This window comes from Micromonospora sp. PRAS1 (assembly GCF_059553435.1).
In genome coordinates, this window is the sequence record NZ_JCANNB010000011.1 from 176214 (window position 1) to 199045 (window position 22832).

15 protein-coding genes and 1 riboswitch are annotated in these 22832 nt (G+C 72.7%); of the genes, 9 read left to right on the top strand and 6 right to left on the bottom strand.

What is annotated here, in order from left to right; genetic code table 11:
- Positions 1 to 49: 49 nt before the first annotated feature.
- A complete protein-coding gene (locus tag AC507J_RS13380; protein ID WP_496289483.1) occupies positions 50 to 2377 on the bottom strand; it encodes a ribonucleoside-diphosphate reductase subunit alpha in 2328 nt (775 codons plus the stop codon).
- A 181-nt stretch (positions 2378 to 2558) separates the two neighbouring features.
- Positions 2559 to 2769: riboswitch (cobalamin riboswitch) on the bottom strand.
- A gap of 55 nt (positions 2770 to 2824) precedes the next feature.
- Positions 2825 to 3238 (bottom strand): cold-shock protein, encoded by a 414-nt coding sequence (locus AC507J_RS13385; protein WP_496289459.1) that lies wholly within the window; start codon positions 3236 to 3238, stop codon positions 2825 to 2827.
- Positions 3239 to 3495: 257 nt separating this feature from the next.
- On the opposite strand from AC507J_RS13385, the gene AC507J_RS13390 reads away from it, so the two are divergent.
- Together AC507J_RS13390 and AC507J_RS13395 are read left to right on the top strand one after the other, a co-directional pair.
- Positions 3496 to 4368, top strand: coding sequence for an aldo/keto reductase (locus AC507J_RS13390; RefSeq protein WP_496289460.1), 873 nt, complete (start codon positions 3496 to 3498; stop codon positions 4366 to 4368).
- Between the two features lie 164 nt (positions 4369 to 4532).
- Positions 4533 to 5567, top strand: a complete 1035-nt coding sequence (locus tag AC507J_RS13395; RefSeq protein ID WP_496289461.1) for a fatty acid desaturase family protein — start codon at positions 4533 to 4535, stop codon at positions 5565 to 5567.
- Positions 5568 to 5621: 54 nt separating this feature from the next.
- Here AC507J_RS13395 and AC507J_RS13400 read toward each other — a convergent pair whose 3' ends face one another.
- Positions 5622 to 6611: an aldo/keto reductase gene (locus tag AC507J_RS13400; protein ID WP_496289484.1), complete on the bottom strand. Its 990-nt coding sequence runs from the start codon at positions 6609 to 6611 to the stop codon at positions 5622 to 5624.
- 2 nt (positions 6612 to 6613) lie between these two features.
- On the bottom strand, positions 6614 to 8077 hold the full coding sequence (locus tag AC507J_RS13405) for an NDP-hexose 2,3-dehydratase family protein (RefSeq protein ID WP_496289462.1): 1464 nt from the start codon (positions 8075 to 8077) through the stop codon (positions 6614 to 6616).
- A gap of 171 nt (positions 8078 to 8248) precedes the next feature.
- Here AC507J_RS13405 and AC507J_RS13410 point away from each other — a divergent pair, with 171 nt between their 5' ends.
- Genes AC507J_RS13410 through AC507J_RS13425 form a run of 4 tightly spaced genes read left to right on the top strand, consistent with a single transcriptional unit; the run spans position 8249 to position 12002 of the window.
- The gene (locus AC507J_RS13410) at positions 8249 to 9394 is read left to right on the top strand and encodes a DegT/DnrJ/EryC1/StrS family aminotransferase (protein WP_496289463.1); all 1146 of its coding nucleotides are present in this window, start codon (positions 8249 to 8251) and stop codon (positions 9392 to 9394) included.
- Positions 9395 to 9401: 7 nt separating this feature from the next.
- The gene (locus AC507J_RS13415; protein WP_496289464.1) at positions 9402 to 10118 is read left to right on the top strand and encodes a class I SAM-dependent DNA methyltransferase; all 717 of its coding nucleotides are present in this window, start codon (positions 9402 to 9404) and stop codon (positions 10116 to 10118) included.
- A 7-nt stretch (positions 10119 to 10125) separates the two neighbouring features.
- Entirely contained in the window at positions 10126 to 11037 is a 912-nt protein-coding gene (locus tag AC507J_RS13420; protein ID WP_496289465.1) for a proline iminopeptidase-family hydrolase, read from the top strand.
- Positions 11034 to 12002 (top strand): ACP S-malonyltransferase, encoded by a 969-nt coding sequence (locus AC507J_RS13425; protein ID WP_496289466.1) that lies wholly within the window; start codon positions 11034 to 11036, stop codon positions 12000 to 12002. Before AC507J_RS13420 ends, AC507J_RS13425 begins: the two co-directional genes overlap by 4 nt.
- Positions 12003 to 12008: 6 nt before the next feature.
- Here the strand turns inward: AC507J_RS13425 and AC507J_RS13430 are convergent, their stop codons facing one another.
- Entirely contained in the window at positions 12009 to 12257 is a 249-nt protein-coding gene (locus AC507J_RS13430; RefSeq protein ID WP_496289467.1) for a phosphopantetheine-binding protein, read from the bottom strand.
- Between the two features lie 145 nt (positions 12258 to 12402).
- Between AC507J_RS13430 and AC507J_RS13435 the strand changes: the two genes are divergently transcribed.
- From AC507J_RS13435 to AC507J_RS13445, 3 genes are all read left to right on the top strand, one after another.
- Positions 12403 to 13878 (top strand): AMP-binding protein, encoded by a 1476-nt coding sequence (locus tag AC507J_RS13435; RefSeq protein WP_496289468.1) that lies wholly within the window; start codon positions 12403 to 12405, stop codon positions 13876 to 13878.
- Between the two features lie 93 nt (positions 13879 to 13971).
- The gene (locus AC507J_RS13440) at positions 13972 to 15501 is read left to right on the top strand and encodes a class I adenylate-forming enzyme family protein (protein WP_496289469.1); all 1530 of its coding nucleotides are present in this window, start codon (positions 13972 to 13974) and stop codon (positions 15499 to 15501) included.
- Positions 15498 to 22070 carry an SDR family NAD(P)-dependent oxidoreductase gene (locus tag AC507J_RS13445; protein ID WP_496289470.1) on the top strand — a complete coding sequence of 2191 codons (6573 nt, stop codon included), beginning with the start codon at positions 15498 to 15500 and terminating at the stop codon, positions 22068 to 22070. The genes AC507J_RS13440 and AC507J_RS13445 overlap by 4 nt, the downstream gene beginning before the upstream one ends.
- A 54-nt stretch (positions 22071 to 22124) precedes the next feature.
- Here AC507J_RS13445 and AC507J_RS13450 read toward each other — a convergent pair whose 3' ends face one another.
- On the bottom strand, positions 22125 to 22712 hold the full coding sequence (locus AC507J_RS13450) for a TetR/AcrR family transcriptional regulator (RefSeq protein ID WP_496289471.1): 588 nt from the start codon (positions 22710 to 22712) through the stop codon (positions 22125 to 22127).
- Between the last annotated feature and the right edge of the window lie 120 nt (positions 22713 to 22832).

Here is a 22832-nt window from a genome sequence, read left to right on the forward strand (position 1 = left end):
GGGTCGAGCAGCAGGTGCCGTACGCCGGTGCTGGGTTCGGAAACGGTGGTCACTGGCACGCCTCGCAGCTTTCGGGGTTTTCCAGGGAGCAGGCCAACGCCTCGTCGTCGGTCACCGCGACGATCGGCCGGGCGGCCGGGGTGACGGCGACGGTGGCCTGCTGGATGCGGGTCGCGGGGCGCGAGCGCAGGTAGTAGGTGGTCTTCAGCCCGGACTTCCAGGCGTAGAGGTACATCGAGGAGAGCTTGCCGATTGTCGGCGCGCTCAGGAACAGGTTCAGCGACTGCGACTGGTCGATGTAGGGGGCGCGGGCGGCAGCCAGGTCGATCAGGGCCCGCTGCGGTAGCTCCCACGCGGTACGGAACAGCTCGCGTACCTCCTCGGGCAGCTCGGCGATGGCCTGCACCGATCCTTCGGCGCGCTTGATCTGCTCGCGGATCGGCGCCGTCCAGAGTCCGCGCGCCTTAAGCTCACCGACCAGGTAGGTGTTGATCTGGAGGAACTCGCCGGACATCGTCTCGCGCTTGAACAGGTTGGACACCTGCGGCTCGATGCACTCGTAGCAGCCGGCGATCGAGGCGATGGTGGCGGTCGGCGCGATCGCGACAAGCAGCGAGTTCCGCAGGCCGTGGGTGGCGACCCGCTCGCGCAGCGCGGCCCACCGCTCGGGCTGGCCGACGTCGGCACCCCAGAGGTCCGGATGCAGCTCACCCTCTGCCGCCCGGGTCTGCGGGTACGCCGGATGCGGGCCGAACCGTTCGGCGAGCCCGGCCGAGGTCTCCAGCGCGGTCAGGAAGATCTCCTCCTGCACCCGGGTCGACAGTTCCCGGGCTGGTGCCGAGTCGAACGGCAGGCGCAGGGTGAAGAAGGCGTCCTGGAGGCCCATCAGCCCGAGGCCGACCGGACGCCAGCGCGGGTTCGACGCCGCCGCCTGCTCGGCCGGGTAGTAGTTGATGTCGATCACGCGGTCGAGGAAGACCACCGCGGTGCGTACGGTGGCGCGCAGCTTCTCCCAGTCGACGCCGTCGGCGGTGACGTGTGCGCCCAGGTTGACCGAGCCGAGGTTGCAGACCGCGGTCTCGGTGTCGTCGTTGACCTCCAGGATCTCGGTGCAGAGGTTCGACAGGTGGATGGTGTTGCCCGGCGCGCCGGTCTGGTTGGAGAGCCGGTTCGCCGCGTCCTTGAAGGTCATCCAGCCGTTGCCGGTCTGGGCGAGGGTACGCATCATCCGCCCGTACAGCTCGCGGGCCTTGACCGTCCGGACGGCCTTCTTCTCCGCCGCCCGGTACGCCTCGTCGAACGCCTCGCCGAACAGGTCGGGCAGCTCGGGCGCGTCGGAGGGGTCGATAAGCGACCACTCGCCGTCGGCCTCGACCCGCCGCATGAACTCGTCCGGGATCCAGTTGGCCAGGTTCAGGTTGTGCGTACGCCGGGACTCCTCGCCGGTGTTGTCCCGCAGCTCCAGGAACTCCTCGATGTCCGGGTGCCACGGTTCGAGGTAGACGCAGGCCGCGCCCTTGCGACGGCCACCCTGGTTGACCGCCGCCACCCCGGCGTCAAGCGTCTTGAGGAACGGCACGATGCCGTTCGACCGGCCGTTGGTTCCTCTGATCAACGCGCCCCGGCCGCGTACCCGGGACCAGGAGATGCCGATGCCGCCGGAGAACTTGGACAGCTTCGCCACCTGGTGGTACCGCTCGTAGATCGAGTCGAGTTCGTCGCGGGGCGAGTCGACCAGGAAGCAGGACGACATCTGGGTGTGCCGGGTGCCGGAGTTGAACAGCGTCGGCGAACTCGGCAGGTACGCCAGGCTGGACATCAGCCGGTAGAAACCGATCGCCTCGCCCGGCGTCTGCGACAGCCCGCAGGCGACCCGCAGCAGCCAGTACTGCGGCGTCTCCACCACCAGGCGGGTCTGCGGATGCCGCAGCAGGTACCGGTCGGCGACCGTACGCAGGCCGAAGTACTCGAACCGCAGGTCACCGTCCGGGTCGACGGCGTCGTCCAGCTTGCGCGCGTTGGCGGCCACGAACGCCGCGGTGGCGTCCCCGATCAGGCCCAGGCCGTGCGCGTACCGGATCGACTGGCTGAAGCTCGCCACCTGCTGCCCGCGGACCTCCTTGTCCACGAACGCGGCGAGCAGCCGAGCGGCCAGCTTCGAGTACTGCGGCTCCTCGCCGATCAGCTCGGCCGCGGTCTGGATGGAGAGCTTGTCCAGCTCGGCCGTGGTGGCGCCGTCGTACAGGCCGCTTATCGTCTTCGTCGCCACCCGCAGCGGGTCGACCTCGTCGAGATCGGCGACCCAGCGCTCCACCGCCCTGACGATCTTGTTGACGTCGACCGGCTCGGTGTCGCCGTTGCGCTTACGGACCCGCATCGCGTGCCGGCGCTGCTCCGGCCCCGCCTGTTCCTGGGTCACCGTCACGGTTTCCCCTCCTCGCACCTGTCCCCGGAGGTCGAGGGACGCGCGGAAGGGACGCCGCCGGTCTGCCACGGCACGCCATGGCCGACCGGCTGAGGGCGTCGGCCGTCCCGCGCGGCCTTCGACCGCCGCACGCGACGCGTGCGGCGCGCTGGCAGGTCTTCGGACTCGCGGGCAGGACCCGAAGGTCGCCTACTGGCCGTCGCTTCCCAGACCTCGCGGTCCAGTGCTTCGTTGACGGCGGTCGTTCCCACTCACCGCTGCGGGGCAGTCCCGGACTCGCACCGGGTTCCCTCTTGCCTCGACCACCACGGCTTGATGGTCGAACCAGCTACGGGTGACACCATATCTGGGTGCGATGCGCCGATGGCAACACCAGATTGTGTGTCGGGCGTGTCGCCGTCAGGCGTCCAACCACTTGCGGTCGAGCGCGTAGCGGACCAGGCCCGAGCGGATCTTCAGCACCTCGCCCGTGGTCAGGTTCGACGACGACGAGAGGAGCAGGTCGGTCACGAAGCGTTCGTATTCCGAGCGCACGACGACGTCGCAGGTGTCCGCGTCCGACGAGTCGACCCCGGCGACCGGACGCGAGACGACCTCCACGCCGTTGACCGGCCGGGCCAGCACGGCCCGGGTGCCGTCGTTGCCCTCGACGGCCTCGTACTCGAGGAGCATGCCGGGCCGCAACTCGTGCGGATGCACATCCCGGAGCACCGACGCGTGCAGGAAGACGTCCTCGTCACCGCCCTCAGCCGCGAGAAATCCATAGCCTTTGTCCACGTTGAACCGAATGACCTTGCCCTGCCGTACCGCCACGCCATCCACTTCCTTCCACCACAACAATCCGCCAACACCGGGCGCTACCATCGCCCGCCACGCTGCATCGTATGCCGTCCGAGCCGGACGGCGGGTCCCCGACCGGCGGTTACCGGACAATTTTCTGCACCGAACCGAGAGTGACGCCCGTCACCCCACCACCCTGTCCTGCTGTGCCGTTGGCCGGCAGCGGTCGGGGCCCGGGGATAGATTGGTCGCTGGGCGGAAGATCGAGATGGTGGGGGTTGTGGAGACACATGGCGAGTGACAGCGGCACACGGCCCGCGAAGGACTCCGGCACGTACCGCATCGGCGGGGAGCTGACCGTCGACCGGCTCGGCTACGGGGCGATGCAGATCACCGGGCCGGGGGTCTGGGGCGACCCGAAGGACCCGGCCGAGGCGGTCCGGGTGCTGCGCCGGGCGTACGAACTCGGGGTGACCTTCATCGACACCGCCGACTCGTACGGGCCGTTCGTCTCCGAGCTGCTGATCCGTGAGGCGCTGCACCCGTACGCCGACGACCTGGTCATCGCGACGAAGGCCGGGCTGACCCGCAGCGGTCCGGGCGACTGGCGGCCGGTGGGCCGCCCGGAGTACCTGCGCCAGCAGTGTGAGCTGAGCCTGCGCCACCTCGGCCTGGAGAGCATCGGGCTCTACCAGTTGCACCGGATCGACCGGAAGGTGCCGCTGGCCGACCAGGTCGGCGAGTTGGTGCTGCTGAAGCAGGAGGGCAAGATCCGGCACATCGGCCTCTCCGAGGTCACCGTCGAGCAGATCGAGGCGGCCCGCGAGATCACCCCGATCGCCTCGGTGCAGAACCTCTACAACGTGGCCAACCGCTCCGCCGAGGACGTGCTGACCTACTGCGAGGGCAACGACATCGCGTTCATCCCCTGGTTCCCGATCGCCACCGGCGAGCTGGCCCGGCCGGGCGGTCCGCTGGACAAGATCTCGGCCGCACACGGCGCGACGCCCGCCCAACTCGCGCTCGCCTGGCTGCTGCGCCGCTCGCCCGTCATGCTGCCGATCCCCGGCACGTCGACGGTGGCGCACCTGGAGGAGAACGTGGCCGCCGCCCGGGTGCGGCTCACCGACGCCGAGTACGAGGCCCTGGCCGCCGCGGCCTGACGATGGGAGCGGCCGGCACCGGACGCCGGTACTGCGGGGCCCGAGCGCCCTGGCCCGGCACCCCGACCGCCGGCTCACGGTGGTGCTAGCACCACGCCGGCGGAGGGGATAGCGCTCCTGACGACGCCCGCCGCAGCCGGTCTGCTGTAAGCATGACGACTACAATGACGCGGTCGCAGACGACGACCGGCAGCGACTTCGCCGTCCTGTCCCGCCGGATCACCGGCGCGGGACTGATGCGCCGCCGGCCCGCCTACTACATCGTCCGGTTGGGCGTCGTCGCGCTCATGTTCCTCGGCGGCTGGGCCGTCTTCTTCGCGATCGGCTCCTCCTGGTGGCAGCTGATCACCGCGGTCTTCCTCGCCGTCGCCTTCGCCCAGGTCGCACTCGTGGCCCACGACCTGGCGCACCGCCAGGTGTTCCGCACCAGACGGCCGAGCGCGGTGGCCGGGATGCTGGCCGGCAATCTCGGGGTCGGGATGAGCTACGGCTGGTGGATGGAGAAGCACACCCGGCACCACAACAACCCCAACCACGACGATCTCGACCCGGATGTGGCTCCCGAGGTGCTGGTCTGGGCCGCCGAGGCGGCCGTCGGCCGGCGCGGGCTGAAGGGCTTCATCACCAGGCACCAGGCCGCGCTCTTCTTCCCGCTGCTCACCCTGCTCGCCGTCAGCCTGAAGGTGTCAAGCGTCAAGGCCTTGCGCAACGGTACGGTGGAGCGACGCGGGGCGGAGAGCGTACTGCTGGTCCTGCACGCCGTCGGCTACCTCGCCGCGCTCTTCCTCGTGCTCACGCCGCTACAGGCCGTCGCCTTCCTGGTGCTGCACCAGGCGCTGTTCGGGGTCTACCTCGGCCTGACCTTCGCTCCCAACCACAAGGGCATGCCGCACCCGACCGGCACCGAGGACTTCCTCCGCAAGCAGGTGTTGACCTCCCGTAACGTCCGCGGGGGCCCACTTGTCGACGCGGCGCTCGGCGGTTTGAACTACCAGATCGAGCACCACCTCTTCCCCGGCATGCCGACGCCGAACCTGCGTCGGGCGCAACCGATCGTGCAGGCGTACTGCGCCGAGATCGGCGTCCCGTACGAACAGACCGGTCTGGTCGACTCCTACCGCCAGGCGCTGCGGCACCTGCACGAGGTGGGCGCACCCGCCCGGGCCGAGCACGCGGCGGCCCGGCGGGCCGGGGCGTAACCAGCTGGTCGGCTCCCGGCCGGCACCTGCGCCGCGCGCACGGTCGGCCGGGAGTCAGCCGCCGAGCCACGCCTCCGGGGCCGGGCCGCCGTTTCCGATCGGGGGAAACAGCTCGTCCAGGCGCTTGAGCAGGTCGTCGGGGAGGGTGAGGTCCAGCGCCCGGATCGCGGAGTCCACGTGCGCCCGGGTGCGCGGGCCGATCACCGCGGCGGTCAGACCGGGGCGGCCCAGCACCCAGGCGGTGCCCACCTCGGCCGGGTCCAGGCCCGCCTCGGCGCAGAGCCGTTCGTACTCGGCGATCTCCGCGTGCCGGGTACGCAGCGCCACCACGGCCCGGCCCTGCGCCGATTTCACCGCCGTGCCGTCGGCCTGCTTGCGCAGTGCCCCGCCGAGCAGGCCGCCGTGCAGCGGCGACCAGGCCAGCACGCCGATGCCGTAGTGCTGGGCCGCCGGCACCAGTTCCAGCTCGACGTGCCGGCTCACCAGGTTCCAGACGCACTGCTCGGAGACGATGCCGAGATAGTGCCGCCGGGCGGCGGCCTCCTGGCCGGCGGCCAGGTGCCAGCCCGCGAAGTTGGACGAGCCGACGTAGCGGATCTTGCCCTGCCGGGTGAGCGTCTCCATCGCCTGCCACACCTCGTCCCAGGGGGCGTCCCGGTCGACGTGGTGCATCTGGAACAGGTCGATCCAGTCCGTGCCCATCCGCCGCAGCGACGCCTCGCAGGAGGCGATGATGTTGCGGGCGGAGAGCCCCCGGTCGTTGGGCAGGTCGGACATCGGGTGGTAGACCTTGGTGCCGAGCACCACCCGCTCGCGCCGCCCGCCGCCGCCGGCGAACCAGCGGCCGAGCAGCTCCTCGGTGTAGCCGTTGTGCCGCTGCCAACCGTAGTGGTTCGCGGTGTCGACGAAGTTGACGCCCCGTTCCAGCGCGTCGTCGAGCAGCTCGAACGCCTCCTCCTCGGTGGTGCGTACGCCGAGGTTCAGGGTGCCCAGGCAGAGGCGGCTCACCTGCAACGCGGTCCGGCCGAGCCGGGTGTACGGAATGCTCACCGGTGCGCTCCCGTCAGGGTGAACAGGCTCTGCAGGCAGGCCACCAGCGTGCGGGCCTGCACGTTGACGTAGTGGCTGTGGCGCAGCAACTCGACGAGCTGGTGCAGCGTCAGCCACCGGAAGTCCGGGTCGTCGGGTGCCGGGCCGGTCCAGTCGTCGTCGACCTCCAGCACCACGTACCGGTTGCGGGCGTGCAGGAACCGGCCGCCCTCCTCGGAAAGCTCGGCGTCGTAGAGGATCCGCTCCGGTGCCGCGGCGAGCACGTCGTCGAGGTAACGCGGCCGGTCGGCGCCGGGCGGTCGGCCGTAGTTCTCCGGGGTGCACTGCACCGTCGGGCCCAGTTCCACGGTCTGCACGAAGCCCGGCTCGACCCGGGCCCGGGCCAGCACGTGCAGCACCCCGTCGAAGGGGCGGACGAAGAAGGCCGCGATGCCCACGCCGTGCGGCTCGATCAGCGGCTGGGTCCAGGCGGCGACCTCCCGGTGGTGGGCGCGTACGTCGACCGCGACCACGCTGAGGAACCGGCCGTCGCGATGCACTATCCCGGTGGGTCGGCGCTCCCAGTCCGGGACCTGGTTGAGCGGGATCCGGGTCACCCGCAACTCGTGCCGGCTACGCGCCTCGGTGATCCAGCTCAGCACCTCGGCGGTGGAGTGCCGGCTGCCCTGCTCGGGGCTGCACGAGCGGACCAGCCGGGCGGCCGGCGAATCGGGGGCCGGCACCAGGTCGCCGGCCAGGCCCGCGGTGGCGAACGGCAGGCAGGAGAGCACGGTACGGGCGTCCATGTTGATCACATGGTCCTCGGCGAGCAGCGTGTGCACCTGGCCGAGGGTCATCCAATGGAAGCCGTCGAGCACCTCGATGTCCTCGCGTACCTCGACCACCATGTTGCGGTTGCGCTTCTGGTAGAACCAGGAACCCTGCTCGGACTGGAGCACGTCGGCGACCACCTGCCGCCCCGCCGCCGCCCGGAAGTGCTCCAGGTAGGGCACCGGGTTGCCGCGATGCACCCGGGTGTAGTTGCTCCGGGTCGCCTGCACCGTCGGGGAGAGCTGCACGCCGTTGCAGTTTCCGGGCTCGTTCTTGGCCTGCATGAGACAGTGCAGGACGCCGCCGAACTCCTTGATCAGGATGCCGAGCAGGCCGATCTCCCGCTGGTGGATGATCGGCTGGCTCCAGCTGGGCACCGGCCCGTCGGAGTGGTGCACCTCCACGCCCTCGACGGTGAAGAACCGGCCGCTGTCGTGGACGATGTTCCCGGTGGCCGGATCGCTGCGCCAGCCCACCAGCTCGGCCAGTGGGATGCGGCGGACCTCGGCCACGTCCGTTCGGCAGCGATCGGCGTACCAGGCGCGCACCGCGGTCAAGTCGGCGATCGGCTGGTGGTCGATCGTGCTCGAGGCGGCCAGGCGCTTCGCGATCGCTTCCTCCGGGGCTGAGGTGAGCGGAAGGGCTGTCACGGCGACTCCTCTGTGGGGTACGGCCGGGCCAGTACATCGGACGACCCGCCACCTCGGCAGTGCAGTCGCGGCATTAGGGGCCGGGTAGGGGATTCCACCGACTTCCACCGTCGCCGCGGGCCACTCGCCAGGGGTTGAGGCTAGGGGTGCGCCCGAACCTACGATGCGCCAATGTCACAGCCGATGTTCTCCGAGCCCCTGCATGTGGGGCGGCCGAACCTCGGTGACCGCGAGCGGTTCCACGAACTCGTCGACTCCGCGTGGGACCGGCGCTGGCTCACCGCCGGCCCGCTCGGCGAGGAGTTCGAGCAGCGGCTCGCCGCGGTCACCGGCACCCGTCACTGCGTGACCGTCTGCAACGCCACGGTGGGCATGCAGATCGCCGTCCGCGCGCTCGGCGTCGGGCCGGGCGACGAGGTGATCGTACCGTCGTTTACCTGGGTCGCCACCGCACACGCGCTGAGCTGGATCGGCGTGGTCCCGGTCTTCTGCGACATCGACCCGGACACCGCCAACGCCGACCCGGCCCACGTCGCCCAGCTGATCACGCCGCGTACCCGGGCCATCCTGCCGGTGCACGTCTTCGGCCGGCCGTGCGACGTCGAGGGCCTGGCCGCGGTCGCGGACCGGCACGGCATCCCGGTGGTCTACGACGCGGCGCACGGCCTCGGCTCCACAATCGGCGACCGGCCGTTGGGCGGCTTCGGCGCCGCGGAGGTGCTCAGCTTCCACGCCACGAAGTTCGTGAACAGCTTCGAGGGTGGGGCGATCGTCACCAACGACGAGGCGCTGGCGCGTACCGCCCGGGCGATGCGCAACTTCGGCATCGGCGACGACCGCGAGGTCGGCTCGGTCGGCACGAACGGCAAGCTCAACGAGGGCGCCGCGGCGATGGGCATCGCCTCCCTTGAGGTGATGGAGTCGATCATCGACGCGAACCGGGCCAACTACGAGCAGTACGACAAGGAACTCGACGGGGTGGCGGCGGTCCGTCTGCGCCCCGGCACCGGCGGCGACGAACGGTCCAACCTCCAGTACGTCGTCGTCGAGATCGACGAGCGGGTCTCCGGAGTGGACCGCGACGACGTGCACGACGCCCTGCTGCGCGAGAACGTGCTCTCCCGTCGGTACTTCCACCCGTGCTGCCACCAGACCGAGCCCTACCGCCGGGCACCGCAGGTGCACGCACCGCTGCCGCTGCCCCACTCGGAGGCCCTGTCCCGGCGGGTGCTGGCGCTGCCCACCGGCACCGCCATCGGTGCGGCCGAGATCTCCGGCATCTGCCAGATCATCCGGCGTACGGTCCAGGCCCGCTGACCGAAAGGTGACCCACGTGTACGACCGTCAACTGGCCGAGGTCTACGACCGGGTCTACTGCGCCCTGTACGACTATGCCGAGCACGCCGAACTGATCCGCGACCTGGCCAACCGGCAGGGTGACCGGCCGGCCACCCTGCTCGACGTCGGCTGCGGCACCGGTGAGCACCTGCGACACCTCAGCAAGAGCTTCGCCTGTACGGGCGTCGACCTCTCCGCGCCGATGCTTGAGGTGGCCCGCGCCAAGCTGGACGGCGTCCCGCTGCACGAGGCCGACATGCGCACCTTCGACCTGGGCCGCCGCTTCGACGTGGTCTGCTCGATGTACAGCTCGATCGCGTACCTGGGCGGGGTGGACGACCTGCGCGCGGCGGCGGCCCGGCTGGTCGCGCACCTGGCACCCGGCGGGGTGCTCCTGGTGGAGCCGTGGATCCTGCGGGAACGCTGGGACGGCGGGCAGCTCGCCACGGCGAGCGTGGAGCGTTCCGGCGTGGCCATCTCCCGGATGGGCCGCTGGTACACCCGTGCGGGCCGGTCGCTTGTCGACATGCACTACCTGGTCTCCGAGCCGCAGGGCGTCCGGCACTTCGTCGACCACCAGGATCTGGCCCTCTTCTCGCTGGCCGAGTACGAGGAGGCGTTCGCCGCCGCGGGCTGTCCGGTGCGGCTGCTGGAGGTCGGGCGTGCCGACCGCGGCATCCTGCTCGGCACGGCGGCCCGGTAACGGAGGGATGGTCGAGATGTCCCTGGCACCCGACGCCCGCGGCACCGTGCCCTTCCGGCAGTTCCGCACCTGGTACCGCGTCACCGGTGATCTGCGCAGCGGGCGTACCCCGCTGGTGGTGCTGCACGGTGGCCCCGGCGCCACCCACGACTCGCTGATCCACCTGGCCGAGCTGGCCCGTACCGACGGCCGCCCGGTGGTGCACTACGACCAGTTGGGCAACGGCGGCTCCACCCACCTGCCGGAGCGCGGCGCCGACTTCTGGACCGTCGAGCTGTTCCTCGACGAACTGGAGAACCTGCTGCTGCGGCTCGGCATCTCCGGTGACTACCTGCTCTACGGCCAGTCCTGGGGCGGCATGCTGGCCGCCCGGCACGCCGCCGACCGCCCGGCCGGGCTGCGCGGGCTGGTGATCGCCAACTCCCCCGCGTCGTACCCGTTGTGGCGCGCCGAGATGGAGGTGCTGCGGGCGCAGCTGCCGCCTGGCGTGGACGAGGTGTTGCGCCGGCACGAGGCCGCGGGCACCACCGGCACCGCCGAGTACTTCACCGCCATGAAGGTGTTCTACGACCGGCACGTCTGCCGGGTCGACCCCTGGCCGCCGGAGTTCATGGCGACCTTCCTGGAACTGGCGAACGACCCGACCGTCTACCACACGATGAACGGACCGAGCGAGTTCCACGTGATCGGCACCCTGCGGGACTGGTCGCTGCTGGACCGGCTGCCGGAGATCGTCGTGCCGACGCTCGTGCTCTCCGGCCGGCACGACGAGGCGACAGCCACCACGGTACGGCCGTTCGCCGAGCTGATCCCGGACGTGCGCTGGACGGTGCTGGAGAACTCCAGCCACGTGCCACACATCGAGGAGCCGGCGGCCTTCGACGCCGTGCTCTCCGCCTTCCTGAAGGAGCTCGGGTGAGCCGGTACGAGGAGGAGTCGGTGACCGCAGCGACCGGTGACACCGCGCTGGTGTTCCCCGGCATGGGCCCGGTGCCCTTCACCGACGTCGCCAGGTTCATGGTGGTGCACCCGGTGGCCCGACGTCTGGTCGCGGCCGCCGACGAGGTGCTTGGTTACCCGCTGGTGCAGCGGTACCGGGAGTCCGACTCCGACTACTCCGAGGCCGCCCAGGTGGCGTTCCTGGTGAACTGCCTGGCGTTGGCGCAGTGGTCGGTCGAGACGCTCGACATCGACCCGGCGGTGGTGGTGGGACCCAGCTTTGGCCAGCGGGCGGCCGCCGTGCACAGTGGCGCGCTCTCGTTCGCCGACGGCGTGCTCCTGACCGCGCGGCTGGCCCGGTTGCTTGACGACTACTTCGCCACCGAGCACCGGGAGGTCGTCACCCGCTCGTTCGTCCGGGTGCCGGGTGAGCAACTCGCCGCCATCCGGGACGGCCTGACCGCCGACGGGGTCTGGCACGAGGTCTCCTGCTACCTCGACGACGACTTCTTCATGGTGTCGCTGCCCGAGTCGCAGGTGGAGCGGCTGGACCGGGAGGTACGCGGCGCGGGCGGCCTACCGCTGTACACGATGCGCCCGCCGATGCACTGTGCGGCCTTCGCCGGGCTGCGTGCGCGCGCCGACCGGGAGGTGCTCGCCACTCTGCGCTTCGCCGACCCACGGGTGCCGCTGATCGAGGACCACGACGGCGCCCCGGTGGCCACCGCGGAGCAGGTACGCGGGATGCTGCTGGACCACATCGTGCGGCCGCTGCACTGGCCCCGGGTGGTGGCCGCGCTGCGGGCCCGCGGCGTGACCCGGGTCTGCGTCGCCGGCCAGGACAGCCTCTTCGGCCGGGTCGGGACCACCACCCGGGAACTGGAGGTGGTGGCGGTCACGCCCCGGCTGGCCATGGCACCGCGCCGCCGCACGGTGCCGGCCTAGCCGCCGTCAGACGGCGGCGGCGCGGACGCTCGACAGCGCCTCGGCGAGCACCCCGGGGGTGCGGAAAGTGTCCGTGCTGAGCAGATCGTCGGTGAACCGTACGTCGTATTCCTGCTCGAGCGCGCGCAGCAGCTCCACCATTCCCATGGAATCCAGGCCGAGGTCGCGCAGGTCGCTGTCGGCCGCCAACTTCTCATCCGCGGAAATGAAGGGAAGGTACTGCCTGAGCAGGCTCTCGAACTGATCGTCCCACATGGTCGAGGTGTCCTTTCACCATTGCGCCTCTGCCGAGGGACAGTAATGCCAAACAACGATTATGTCGATATCCAGCGCGGTTTCCGACCGAAATAAAACGGCCGGCGGAACCGCCGTTCGAGGCTGCCCGGAAAATGGAGGAAAAATGGTTCAGGGGCTTTCCCAGCGTTTCCTGCGTGGCCTCGCCCGGTCCCCCGATCGCCCGGCGGTACGGGTCGGCGACACCGCCCTGACCTACCGCGACCTGCACGAGCGGGCGCTGCGCCGGGCGGGGGCGGTGGTCGCCGCCGGGGCGCGCCGGGTGGGGGTGCTCGCCGACAAGGGGCCGGCCGCCTACACCGGGCTGCTGGCCACGCTGTACGCCGGTGCCACGGTGGTGCCGCTGCGGCCGGACTTCCCGGCCGCGCGTACCGCCGCGATGATCGAGGCGGCCGGGATCGACCTGCTGCTCACCGACGACGAGGCGCTGCCGGCGGCGCGGGCCACCGGAGTCCCGGTCGCCGGTGACGACGCGCCCGCGTTGGCCGAGCCACGGCCGGTCGCGGCCGGCGACACCGCGTACATCCTGTTCACCTCCGGTTCGACCGGCCGACCCAAGGGCGTGCCGATCTCGCAGGGCAACGCCGCGCACTACTTCGGCCTGATCGACGAGCGCTACGACTTCACCGCCGACGACGTCTTCTCGCAGACCTTCGACCTGAACTTCGACTGCGCGTTGTTCGACGTGTTCTGCGCCTGGGGCGCGGGCGCCGGTCTGGTGGCGGTGCCCGGGCACGCCTACCGGGAACTGCCCGCGTTCCTCGCCGAACACCGGATCACCGTCTGGTTCGCCACGCCCAGCGCGATCGGGCTGGTGGCCCGGATGGGCGGGCTGGACGCGGGCGCGCTGCCCGGACTGCGCTGGAGCTTCTTCGCCGGCGAGGCGCTGCGCTGCGACGACGCCGAACGCTGGCAGCTCGCCGCGCCCGCGTCGACCCTGGAGAACCTCTACGGCCCGACCGAGCTGACCATCACCATCGGCGCGCACCGCTGGGGACCCGGATCCGCGGCGCGGTCGGTCAACGGGGTGGTGCCGATCGGCCTGCCGCACCCCGGCCACGACCACCTGCTGCTCGGCCCGGACGGCAGCCCCACCGACGGCAACGAAGGCGAACTCTGCGTCACCGGCCCGCAGGCGACGGCCGGTTATCTCGACCCGACGGACGACGCGGGCCGGTTCCTGCGGCACGACGGGCGCATCTGGTACCGCACCGGGGACCGGGTCCGTCGCCTCGACGACGACCTGCTCTACCTCGGCCGGGCCGACGCCCAGGTGCAGATCCGGGGCGTACGGGTGGAGCTGGCCGAGATCGACCACGCGGTGCGCGGCTGCGCGCAGGTGCAGGAGGCGGTCACCGTGGCGACCGCCGCCGAGGGCGAACTCGAACTGGTGGTGTTCTACACAGGCGTACCGACCTCGGCCGGGATTCTCGCCCGGCAGCTGCGTACGGTGCTGCCGGCCGCTCTGGTGCCCCGGCACTACCGGCACGTGGCGGAGCTGCCGCTGAACACCAACCGCAAGATCGACCGTAGCGCGCTGCGCGGCGTCGCGGCCGAACTGGTGGGAGCGGCAGCCGGCTAGGGGGTGGCAGGGGTGGGGCGGCGGGCGCGCACCGGGCTACGTTGCCCCGGGCTCGCCGCCGAGCACAGGAGCGAGGCACACCGAGGGAGAAACATGGCTGAGCGCAACGACCACGGTGCCACCGGCACGGCGCCGGGACGCCGGGTGCACGACCTGCTCAACGACGCGCTGCGGACGCACGCCGAGGCGCCCGCCGTGCGGGACCAGCACGGTCGGTGGACCTACCGGGAGCTGCACCGGCACAGCCTCGCGTGCGCGCAGTGGCTGCGCGAACAGGGCGTCCGTCCGGGAGACCGGGTGCTGGTGCAGGCCGCCAGCACCAGGGAACTGGTCGCGCTCTGCTACGCCACGTCCCGGCTCGGCGCGGTGTTCGTCCCGATCAACCCGGCCACCCGCGCGTACCATCTGCGGTCCATCCTGGACGACGCCGAGCCGGTGCTGGTGCTGCTGGCGGAGCCCGGTGACACGGCGGCGCTCACCCGGGTCCCGGTGCACGCCACGGCGGTCGTCTGGGCCGAGGTGGCCGCGATCGCCGCAGCCGGCCCCGACGACGCCCCCGCCGCCGACCTCTCCGCCGACGCCGTGGCCACCCTGGTCTACACCTCCGGCAGCACCGCCGCACCCAAGGCGGTGATCTGCGCGCACGACCGGATGGTCTTCGCCGCCGCTGCGATCCAGGCCGTGCTCGGCTACCGCGACGACGACGTCGTCTTCTGCCGCTTCCCGATCTCCTGGGACTACGGGCTCTACAAGATCCTGCTCACCTGCCTGGGCCGCAGCGAACTCGTGCTGGCCGGCGACGAGTCGGATCTGCGCCTGCTGAGCCGGATGCGGGAGACCGGTGCCACAGTGGTTCCGATCGTGCCCTCGCTGGCCACGATGATCGCCGGGCTGGCCGAGCGCGAGCGGGGCCCGCTGCCCCCGGTGCGGATGTTCACAAACACCGGCGCGGCCCTCGCCGCGAGCACCATCGCGGCGCTGCGGGCGGCGTTCCCCGGTGTCCGGGTGGTCCGCCAGTTCGGCCAGACCGAGTGCAAGCGGATCTCCATCATGCCGGTCGACGAGGACGACCAGCGGCCGGACGCGGTGGGCCGACCGCTGCCCGGCACCACCGTGCTCATCCTCGGTCCGGACGGCGAGCCGGTCCCCACCGGCGAGGTCGGCGAGATCGTCGCCGCCGGACCGCACGTGATGCCCGGCTACTGGCGCGCGCCGGAACTCACCGCGCGTACCTTCCGCCGGGGCCCGGACGGCGTGGCCCGCCTGCACACCGGCGACTACGGGCGGCTCGACGCCGACGGATACCTCTACTTCGAGGGCCGCCGCGACGACATGTTCAAACGCAAGGGCATCCGGATGAGCACCACGGAGATCGAGGCCGCGGCGCTGGACGTGCCCGGGGTACGCGCCGCCGCCGCCGTACCGCCGGGTCCGGGCCGGGACCTGGCGTTGTGCGTGGAGTCGGAGCTGCCCCCGCAGGTGATCCTGCGGGAGCTGGCCCGGCGGCTGGAACCGGCAAAGGTGCCCGCCACCTGCCTGGTGCTCGACGAGCTGCCGTTGACCAGACACGGCAAGAACGCCCGGGCCAACCTGGTGCAGCTGCTGGAACGGAGCGACGCGTGAGCGCCCTGGCCGACCGGCTGGCCGGGCTGCTGCCCGCCGACCGGCGCCGGATGCTGCTCGACGAGGTCCGCGACGCGGTACGGGCGGTGCTCACCGCCGCCCGCCCGCAGGAGCCCGCGCCGGTCGTGTTCGACGACCGGCCGCTGCGCGAGCTGGGCCTGGACTCGATGGGCGTGGTCGCGCTGCACGACCGGCTGACCCGCGCCACCGGCCTGCCGCTGCCGGTCACCGTGATCTTCGAGTTCCCGACCGTGGCCGCGCTGGCCGCCGAGCTCGACGCCGAACTGGGCGGCGGGTCGGAGGCGGCGGAGAGCGCAGCGGAACGCACCGGAGCGGACGTCGACGATCCGATCGCGATCGTCGGCCTGGGCTGCCGGTTTCCCGGTGCCGCCTCGGCGGAGCAGTTCTGGGAGCTGGTGGCCGAGGGCCGGCACGTGGACACCGAGTTCCCCGACGACCGGGGCTGGGACCTCGGCGCGCTCTTCGCCGACGATCCGGCCGTACCCGGCACGAGTTACGTGCGCCGGGGCGGTTTCCTGCCCGACGCCGCCGAGTTCGACGCCGAGTTCTTCGGCATCGGCCCGCGCGAGGCCGCCGCGACCGACCCACAGCAGCGGCTGATGCTGGAGACGGCGTGGACGGCGCTTGAGGACGCCGGCATCGACCCGGCCGGGCTGCGCGGCGAACCGGTCGGGGTGTTCGTCGGTGCCGAGCCGCAGGAGTACGGGCCCCGGCTGTACGAGGCCCCCGCCGGGTTGGACGCGCACCTGCTGACCGGTGCCGCGCCAAGCGTGATGTCCGGACGGATCGCGTACGTGCTGGGCCTGCGGGGCCCGGCGTTGACTGTCGACACCGCCTGCTCGGCGTCGCTGGTCGCGGTGCACCTGGCCTGCCGGTCGCTGCGGCAGGGCGAGGTGCGTCTGGCGCTGGCCGGCGGCGTGGCCGTGATGGGCGGCCCGGGCACCTTCACCGCGTTCAGCCGGCAGCGGGCGCTGGCCCCCGACGGGCGGTGCAAGCCCTTCGCCGCCGCCGCCGACGGGACCGGCTTCGCCGAGGGCGTCGGCGTGCTGGTGCTGGAACGGCTCTCCGACGCCCGCCGCGCCGGGCACACCGTGCTGGCGGTCGTCCGCGGTTCGGCGGTCAACTCCGACGGCGCCAGCAACGGGCTCACCGCGCCCAGCGGCGCCGCCCAGCGGCAGGTGATCCGCCAGGCGCTCGCCGACGCCGGGCTGGGCCCGGACGACGTCGACGCGGTGGAGGCGCACGGCACCGGCACCACGCTCGGCGACCCGATCGAGGCGGCGGCGCTGCTCGGTGTCTACGGCCGCGACCGGCGGGCCGCCCAGCCGCTCTGGCTCGGTTCGGTCAAGTCGAACATCGGGCACACCCAGGCCGCCGCCGGGGTGGCCGGTGTGATCAAAATGGTGCAGGCGATGCGGCACGGCCGGCTGCCGCGCACGCTGCACGTGGACGAGCCGACGCCGCACGTGGACTGGTCGTCGGGCCAGGTACGGCTGCTGCGCGAGGAGGTCGCCTGGGACAACGGCGACCACCCGCGCCGGGCCGGCGTGTCGTCGTTCGGGGTCAGCGGCACCAACGCCCACCTGATCCTTCAGGAGGCCGACCCCGCCCCGGTCGTCCCGCCGGCCCCCGAGCACGACGGGACCCTGGCACCGTGGCCGCTCTCCGCCCGGGGCCGGGACGCACTGCGCGCGATGGGCCACGACCTGGCCGTATTGTCCGGGGCGTCGGTGGCCGACGTCGGCCGCTCGCTGGCCGGGCTGCGCACCAGCCTGCCCGACCGGGCGGTACTGCTCGGACGCGACCGGGCGGAGCTGACCCGGGCCGCCGCCGCGCTCGCCGCCGGCGACGACGCCACCGGGCTGGTCACCGGCGGTCGGGTGACCGGCGGCCTGGCCTGGCTCTTCACCGGCCAGGGCAGCCAGCGGCCCGGGACCGGCGCGCAACTGTGCCGCGAGTACCCGGTCTTCGCCGACGCCCTCGACGAGGCCTGCGGCTACCTGGACCTGCAACTCGACCGGCCGCTGTGGGAGGTCCTGACGGCTGCCGAGGGCACCCCGGAGGCGGCGCTGCTTGACGACACCGGCTACGCCCAACCCGCCCTCTTCGCGCTGGGCGTGGCGCTGGCTCGGCTGCTGGCCTCGTGGGGCGTACGCCCGGACCGGCTGGCCGGTCACTCGGTCGGGGAGATCACCGCCGCCCACCTGGCCGGGGTGCTGTCCCTGGAGGACGCCGCGATGCTGGTGGCCGCTCGTGGGCGGCTGATGAGCGCGCTACCGGCCGGCGGTGCCATGATCGCCGTCGGGGCGTCGGAGGAGGTGGTCCGGCCGCTCCTCGCCGACCTGGCCGGCGAGGTCGACATCGCCGCGATCAACGAACCCGGTTCGGTGGTGCTCTCCGGCGCCGCCGAGCCGACGGCACGGGTGGCCGGTGTGCTCGCCGCCGCCGGGCACCGCACCCGGCAACTGCGGGTCAGCCACGCCTTCCACTCGCCGCTGATGGAGCCGATGCTTGCCGAGTTCCGTCAGGTCGCCGAGATCCTCGACTACCGTCCGCCGCACACGCCGCTGGTGTCCACGGTGACCGGCCGGCCGGCGGGCGCCGACGAACTGTGCGATCCCGAGTACTGGGTGCGGCACGTACGCCGGCCGGTGCGCTTCGCCGACGCCGTCCGTACCCTCGCCGAGCAGGGCATCGCCACCTACCTGGAACTCGGCCCGGACGCGGTGCTCAGCGGCATGGGCGGGCAGAGCGCGCCCGCGACGGCGGTGTTCGTCCCGGCGCTGCGCCGGGGCCGGCCGGAGGCGGAGAACCTGCTCACCGCCGTGGCCACCGCCTGGACCCGGGGCGCGGCCGTGGACTGGAGCGCCCTGCATCCCGACGGCGGCCAGGTGCCGCTGCCGCCGTACCCGTTTCAGCGCCGGAGGTTCTGGCTGGCACCCGGCGCGGCGGGCGGTGACGCGGCCGGTCTCGGCGTACGTCCGGCCGGGCACCCGCTGCTCGGCGGCCTGACCGAGATCGACGGCGGCACCGAGCTGGTGCTGTTCGGGCGGCTCTCCACCCGTAGCCATCCCTGGCTGGCCGACCACGACGTGGCCGGCACGGTGCTCATGCCCGGCACCGCGTTCGTGGAACTGGCGCTGCACGCCGGCGAGCGGGCCGGCGTGCCGGAGCTGGCCGAGCTGACCCTGGAGGTGCCGCTGGCGCTCGCCGAGGACCCGGTGGTGATCCAGGTCGAGGTGGGAGCCGGCACCGAGGACGGCCGACGTCCACTGCGGATCCTTTCCCGGCGGGCCGACGGCGACAGCTGGACCCGGCACGGTTCGGGGTTCCTCACGGCCGGGCAGCCGGTCGAGGAACCCGGCGCGCTGCCGTGGCCACCGCCCGACGCCCACCCGGTCGATCTCGACGACCACTACGCCGGGCTGGCCGGCCGGGGATACCGGTACGGTCCCGCGTTCCAGGGGCTGCGCGCCGCCTGGATCCGTGGTGACGAGGTCTTCGCCGAGGTCGCCCTCCCTGCGGAGGTGGCCGACACGGCGGGCGGCTTCGGCCTGCATCCGGCCCTGCTTGACGCCGCCCTGCACGCCGTCGGCCTGGACCGGGAACCGGACGGGCAGACCCGACTCCCGTTCGCCTGGACCGGCGTACGCCTGCACGCCTCGGGAGCGGCGGCGGTCCGGCTGCACGCCGCGCCGGCCGGTGGTGGCACCCGGCTGACCTTGCTCGACGGGACCGGCGCACCGGTGCTGAGCGTGGCCTCCTTCGTGGAGCGGGTGCTCGCCGCCGGTGCCCTGGATGCCGACGCCGAGCACCTCTACCGGTTGGACTGGACGCCTGTCGAGACGTCGGCGCAGCCACCCGAGCACGTTCTGGTCGACCCGGAGCCCGCCGCGCTGGCGGCGCTGACCGACCCGCCGCCGTACGTGCTGGCACGGCTGGATCCGCCGGCCGGGCCGGACCTGCCCGATGCCGTCCGGTCGGCGCTCACCGGCACCCTCGCCCTGCTGCACGCCTGGCTCGGCGACGACCGGTTCGCCGACTCCCGGCTGGTGCTGCTCACCCGGGGCGCGACCGGTGGCGACCCGACGGCGCTCACCGCCTCCGCGGTGCGGGCGCTGGTCCGCAGCGCCCAGGCGGAGCATCCCGGCCGGGTGGTGCTGGCCGATCTGGACCCGGCGGCCGATCTGTCCATGGTGCTCCGGGCGCTGGCCCCGGACCGGCCCGAACTGGCCGTGTTCGACGGGGCCGCGCACCAGCCGGCGCTGGCCCGGGCCGCTGCGGACGGCGCGCTCGTGCCGCCGGCCGGCCTGGCGCACTGGCGGATCGACGCGGTACGCCCCGGCACGATCGACGGACTGGCCGCCGTGCCCGCCCCCGAGGTGGCGGCGCCACCGGCCGCCGGCCAGGTCCGGGTGGCGGTCCGGGCGGCCGGGCTCAACTTCCGCGACGTGCTGATCGCGCTCGGCATGTACCCGACCCGCGCGACCATGGGCGGCGAGGCCGCGGGCGTGGTCGCCGAGGTGGGACCGGGCGTGACCGGCCTGGCACCGGGCGACCGGGTGTTCGGGCTCTTCGACACCGCCTTCGGTCCGTACGCGGTGACCGATCACCGGCTGCTGGTGCGGATGCCCGCCGGCTGGAGCTTCGCCCGGGCCGCCGCCGAGCCGATCGCCTTCTGCACCGCGTACCGCGGGCTGGTGGACCTGGCCGGGCTCCGAGCGGGCGAGCGGGTGCTGGTGCACGCCGGCGCGGGCGGAGTCGGCATGGCCGCGGTACGCCTGGCCCAGCGGCTCGGCGCCGAGGTCTTCGCCACCGCCAGTGCGGCGAAGTGGGACACGCTGCGCGGCCTGGGGCTCGACGACGACCACATCGCGTCGTCGCGGGACCTGACCTTCGCCGACCGGTTCGCGAAGGTCACCGACGGCGCCGGCATGGACGTGGTGCTAAACGCGTTGAGCGGCGAGTTCGTCGACGCGTCGCTGCGGCTGCTGCCCCGGGGCGGTCGGTTCGTGGAGATGGGCAAGACCGACGTGCGCTCGGCGGAGCAGGTCGCGGCGTCGCATCCCGGCGTGCGGTACCAGGCGTTCGACCTGATGGACGCCGGCCCCGAGCGGCTCGGCGAACTGCTTACCGAGTTGGCAGGCACCTCCGGCACCGGCGCGCCGGTACGGGCCTGGGACCTGCACCGTGCCCCGGACGCGTTCCGGCACATGGCGCTGGCCCAGCACGTCGGCAAGGTGGTGCTGACCGTGCCCGCCACGCTGGACCCGACCGGCACGGTGCTGGTCACCGGCGGTACGCGCGGAGTCGGTGCCGAGGTGGCCCGGCATCTGGTCACCCGGCACGGCGTACGGCACCTGCTGCTGGCCGCGCGGAACCCCGACGCCGGTGAACTGGTCGAGGAACTGCGCGGGCACGGCGCCAGCGTCCGGGTGGTCGGCTGCGACGTCGGCGACCGGGACGCGGTGGCCGCGCTGCTCGACGCCGTGCCGGCGGAGCGTCCGCTCACCGCGGTGCTGCACGCCGCCGGGGTGGTCGACGACGCCGTCCTGACCGGGCTGACGGCCGAGCGCCTGGACCGGGTGCTGCGGCCCAAGCTGCTCGGCGCGTGGCATCTGCACGAGCTGACCGCCGACCGGGACCTGGCCGCGTTCGTGCTGTTCTCCTCGGCCGCCGCCACGTTCGACGGGGCAGGGCAGGCGAACTACGCGGCCGCGAACGGCTTCCTGGAGGCGCTGGCCCGGACCCGCCGCCAGGCCGGGCTGCCCGCCGTGGCGCTGGCCTGGGGCCCCTGGGACGCCGCCATCGGCATGGTCTCCCGGATGACGACCGCCGACGTGCGGCGGATGACCCGCAGCGGCGCGCACCCGCTGCCCGTACCGCGGGCGCTCGGCCTGCTGGACGCGGCGCTGACCCGGCCCGGCCTGGACCCGGTGCTCTACCCGGTCGCCCTGGACCTGTCCGATTTACGCGAACGGGCCGACCTACCGGGCGTGCTCGCCCGGCTGGCCGGTGGTACGCGTCCGCGCCGCCGGGCCGCAGCGACGGCACCCGTCCGTTCGCTTGCCGACACGCTCGCCGCGCTGCCCGCCACCGAGCAGGACCGGATGCTGCTGGAGCTGGTCACCGGGCACGCCGCCGCGGTCCTGGGCCACGACGGCGCCGCCGCGGTGGATCCCGGCCGGGGCTTCACCGAGATCGGCTTCGACTCGCTGACCGCGGTGGAGTTCCGCAACCGGCTCGGCACCGCCTGCGGGCTGGCCCTGCCGGCCACCCTGACGTTCGACTACCCCACCCCGGCCGCGGTCGCCGAGCACCTGCGCGCCGGCCTGATCGGCGACCGCGAGCCGGACCTGGCGGCGGAGTGGGACCGGCTGGCCGCCGCGCTGGACGAGGCGGCGGGTCGCGGGGTGGAGCCGGCCGCGATCCGCGCCGGTCTACGAGCCCTGCTGGAGCGGTGGAGCGACACCGCCGAGCCGGCCTCGCTGGACGAGGTCACCGCCGGCGAGCTGTTCGACATCCTGGACGCCGAACTCCAGGCCTGACCGCACCGCTGCCCACCGCCGAAGCGGCGGTGGGCAGCGGGTCAGCGGCAGGCGCTACTCCGGAGCGTCGGGCGTCGGCGGCTGCCCGGTGATCATGCGCAGCGCGGCGGTGACGTCGGCACCGCCGGGCGCGCCCGCGGGATCGATCAGCCACTGCAACATCAGACCGGTGAGCAGCGCGAGCTGGACGGAACCGACGGCCCGCGCGGTGCCCTCGTCGACCGCACCGTGCGCCTTGGTGACGTCACCGGCCAGGGCGGTACGGATGTTCTCCAGGCTGGTCGCGAGCTGATCCCGCAGCTCGGGACTGTGCTGGGCCTGCGCGTACGCCTCGATGCTGGCCACCCAGAGCGGCCGGTGGACGGTGAACGACTGGGTGACCGTCTGCCAGGTGGACTCGATCTCCTCCACCGGGTCGGCGCCGGCGCTCACCGGCAACGACTGGTCGAGTTCCTGACCCCATTCGGTGAACGCCTCCATCATGGCGGCGTTCAGCAGGGCTTCCTTCGAGCCGAAGTGGTAACCGATCGAAGCCAGGTTGGCTCCCGACGCCGCCACGATGTCCCGCGCCGTGGTGCGGGCGTAACCACGTTCGTAGAGGCAGCGCTTAGCCCCTTCGAGTAGATCCTCACGGTGACCCATGTCCCGACTATACGGAGCGTTCACCCGGCTGGCGTGGCGGCGGTCGGCCCCCGGGTGGTATCGGACCCTTACCGGGTCGCACTAGGGGGCGCTAGGGGTCCTGCCGCCACCGCTTCCTTC

Bases quoted from the DNA above. Each gene is read 5' to 3' on its own strand.
- AC507J_RS13410 (WP_496289463.1), top strand. From the start codon at position 8,249: ATGTCACAGCCGATGTTCTCCGAGCCCCTGCATGTGGGGCGGCCGAAC.
- AC507J_RS13435 (WP_496289468.1), top strand. From the start codon at position 12,403: ATGGTTCAGGGGCTTTCCCAGCGTTTCCTGCGTGGCCTCGCCCGGTCC.
- AC507J_RS13440 (WP_496289469.1), top strand. From the start codon at position 13,972: ATGGCTGAGCGCAACGACCACGGTGCCACCGGCACGGCGCCGGGACGC.
- AC507J_RS13380 (WP_496289483.1), bottom strand. From the start codon at position 2,377: ATGCGGGTCCGTAAGCGCAACGGCGACACCGAGCCGGTCGACGTCAAC.
- AC507J_RS13395 (WP_496289461.1), top strand. From the start codon at position 4,533: ATGACGCGGTCGCAGACGACGACCGGCAGCGACTTCGCCGTCCTGTCC.
- AC507J_RS13390 (WP_496289460.1), top strand. From the start codon at position 3,496: ATGGCGAGTGACAGCGGCACACGGCCCGCGAAGGACTCCGGCACGTAC.
- AC507J_RS13420 (WP_496289465.1), top strand. From the start codon at position 10,126: ATGGTCGAGATGTCCCTGGCACCCGACGCCCGCGGCACCGTGCCCTTC.
- AC507J_RS13430 (WP_496289467.1), bottom strand. From the start codon at position 12,257: ATGTGGGACGATCAGTTCGAGAGCCTGCTCAGGCAGTACCTTCCCTTC.
- AC507J_RS13450 (WP_496289471.1), bottom strand. From the start codon at position 22,712: ATGGGTCACCGTGAGGATCTACTCGAAGGGGCTAAGCGCTGCCTCTAC.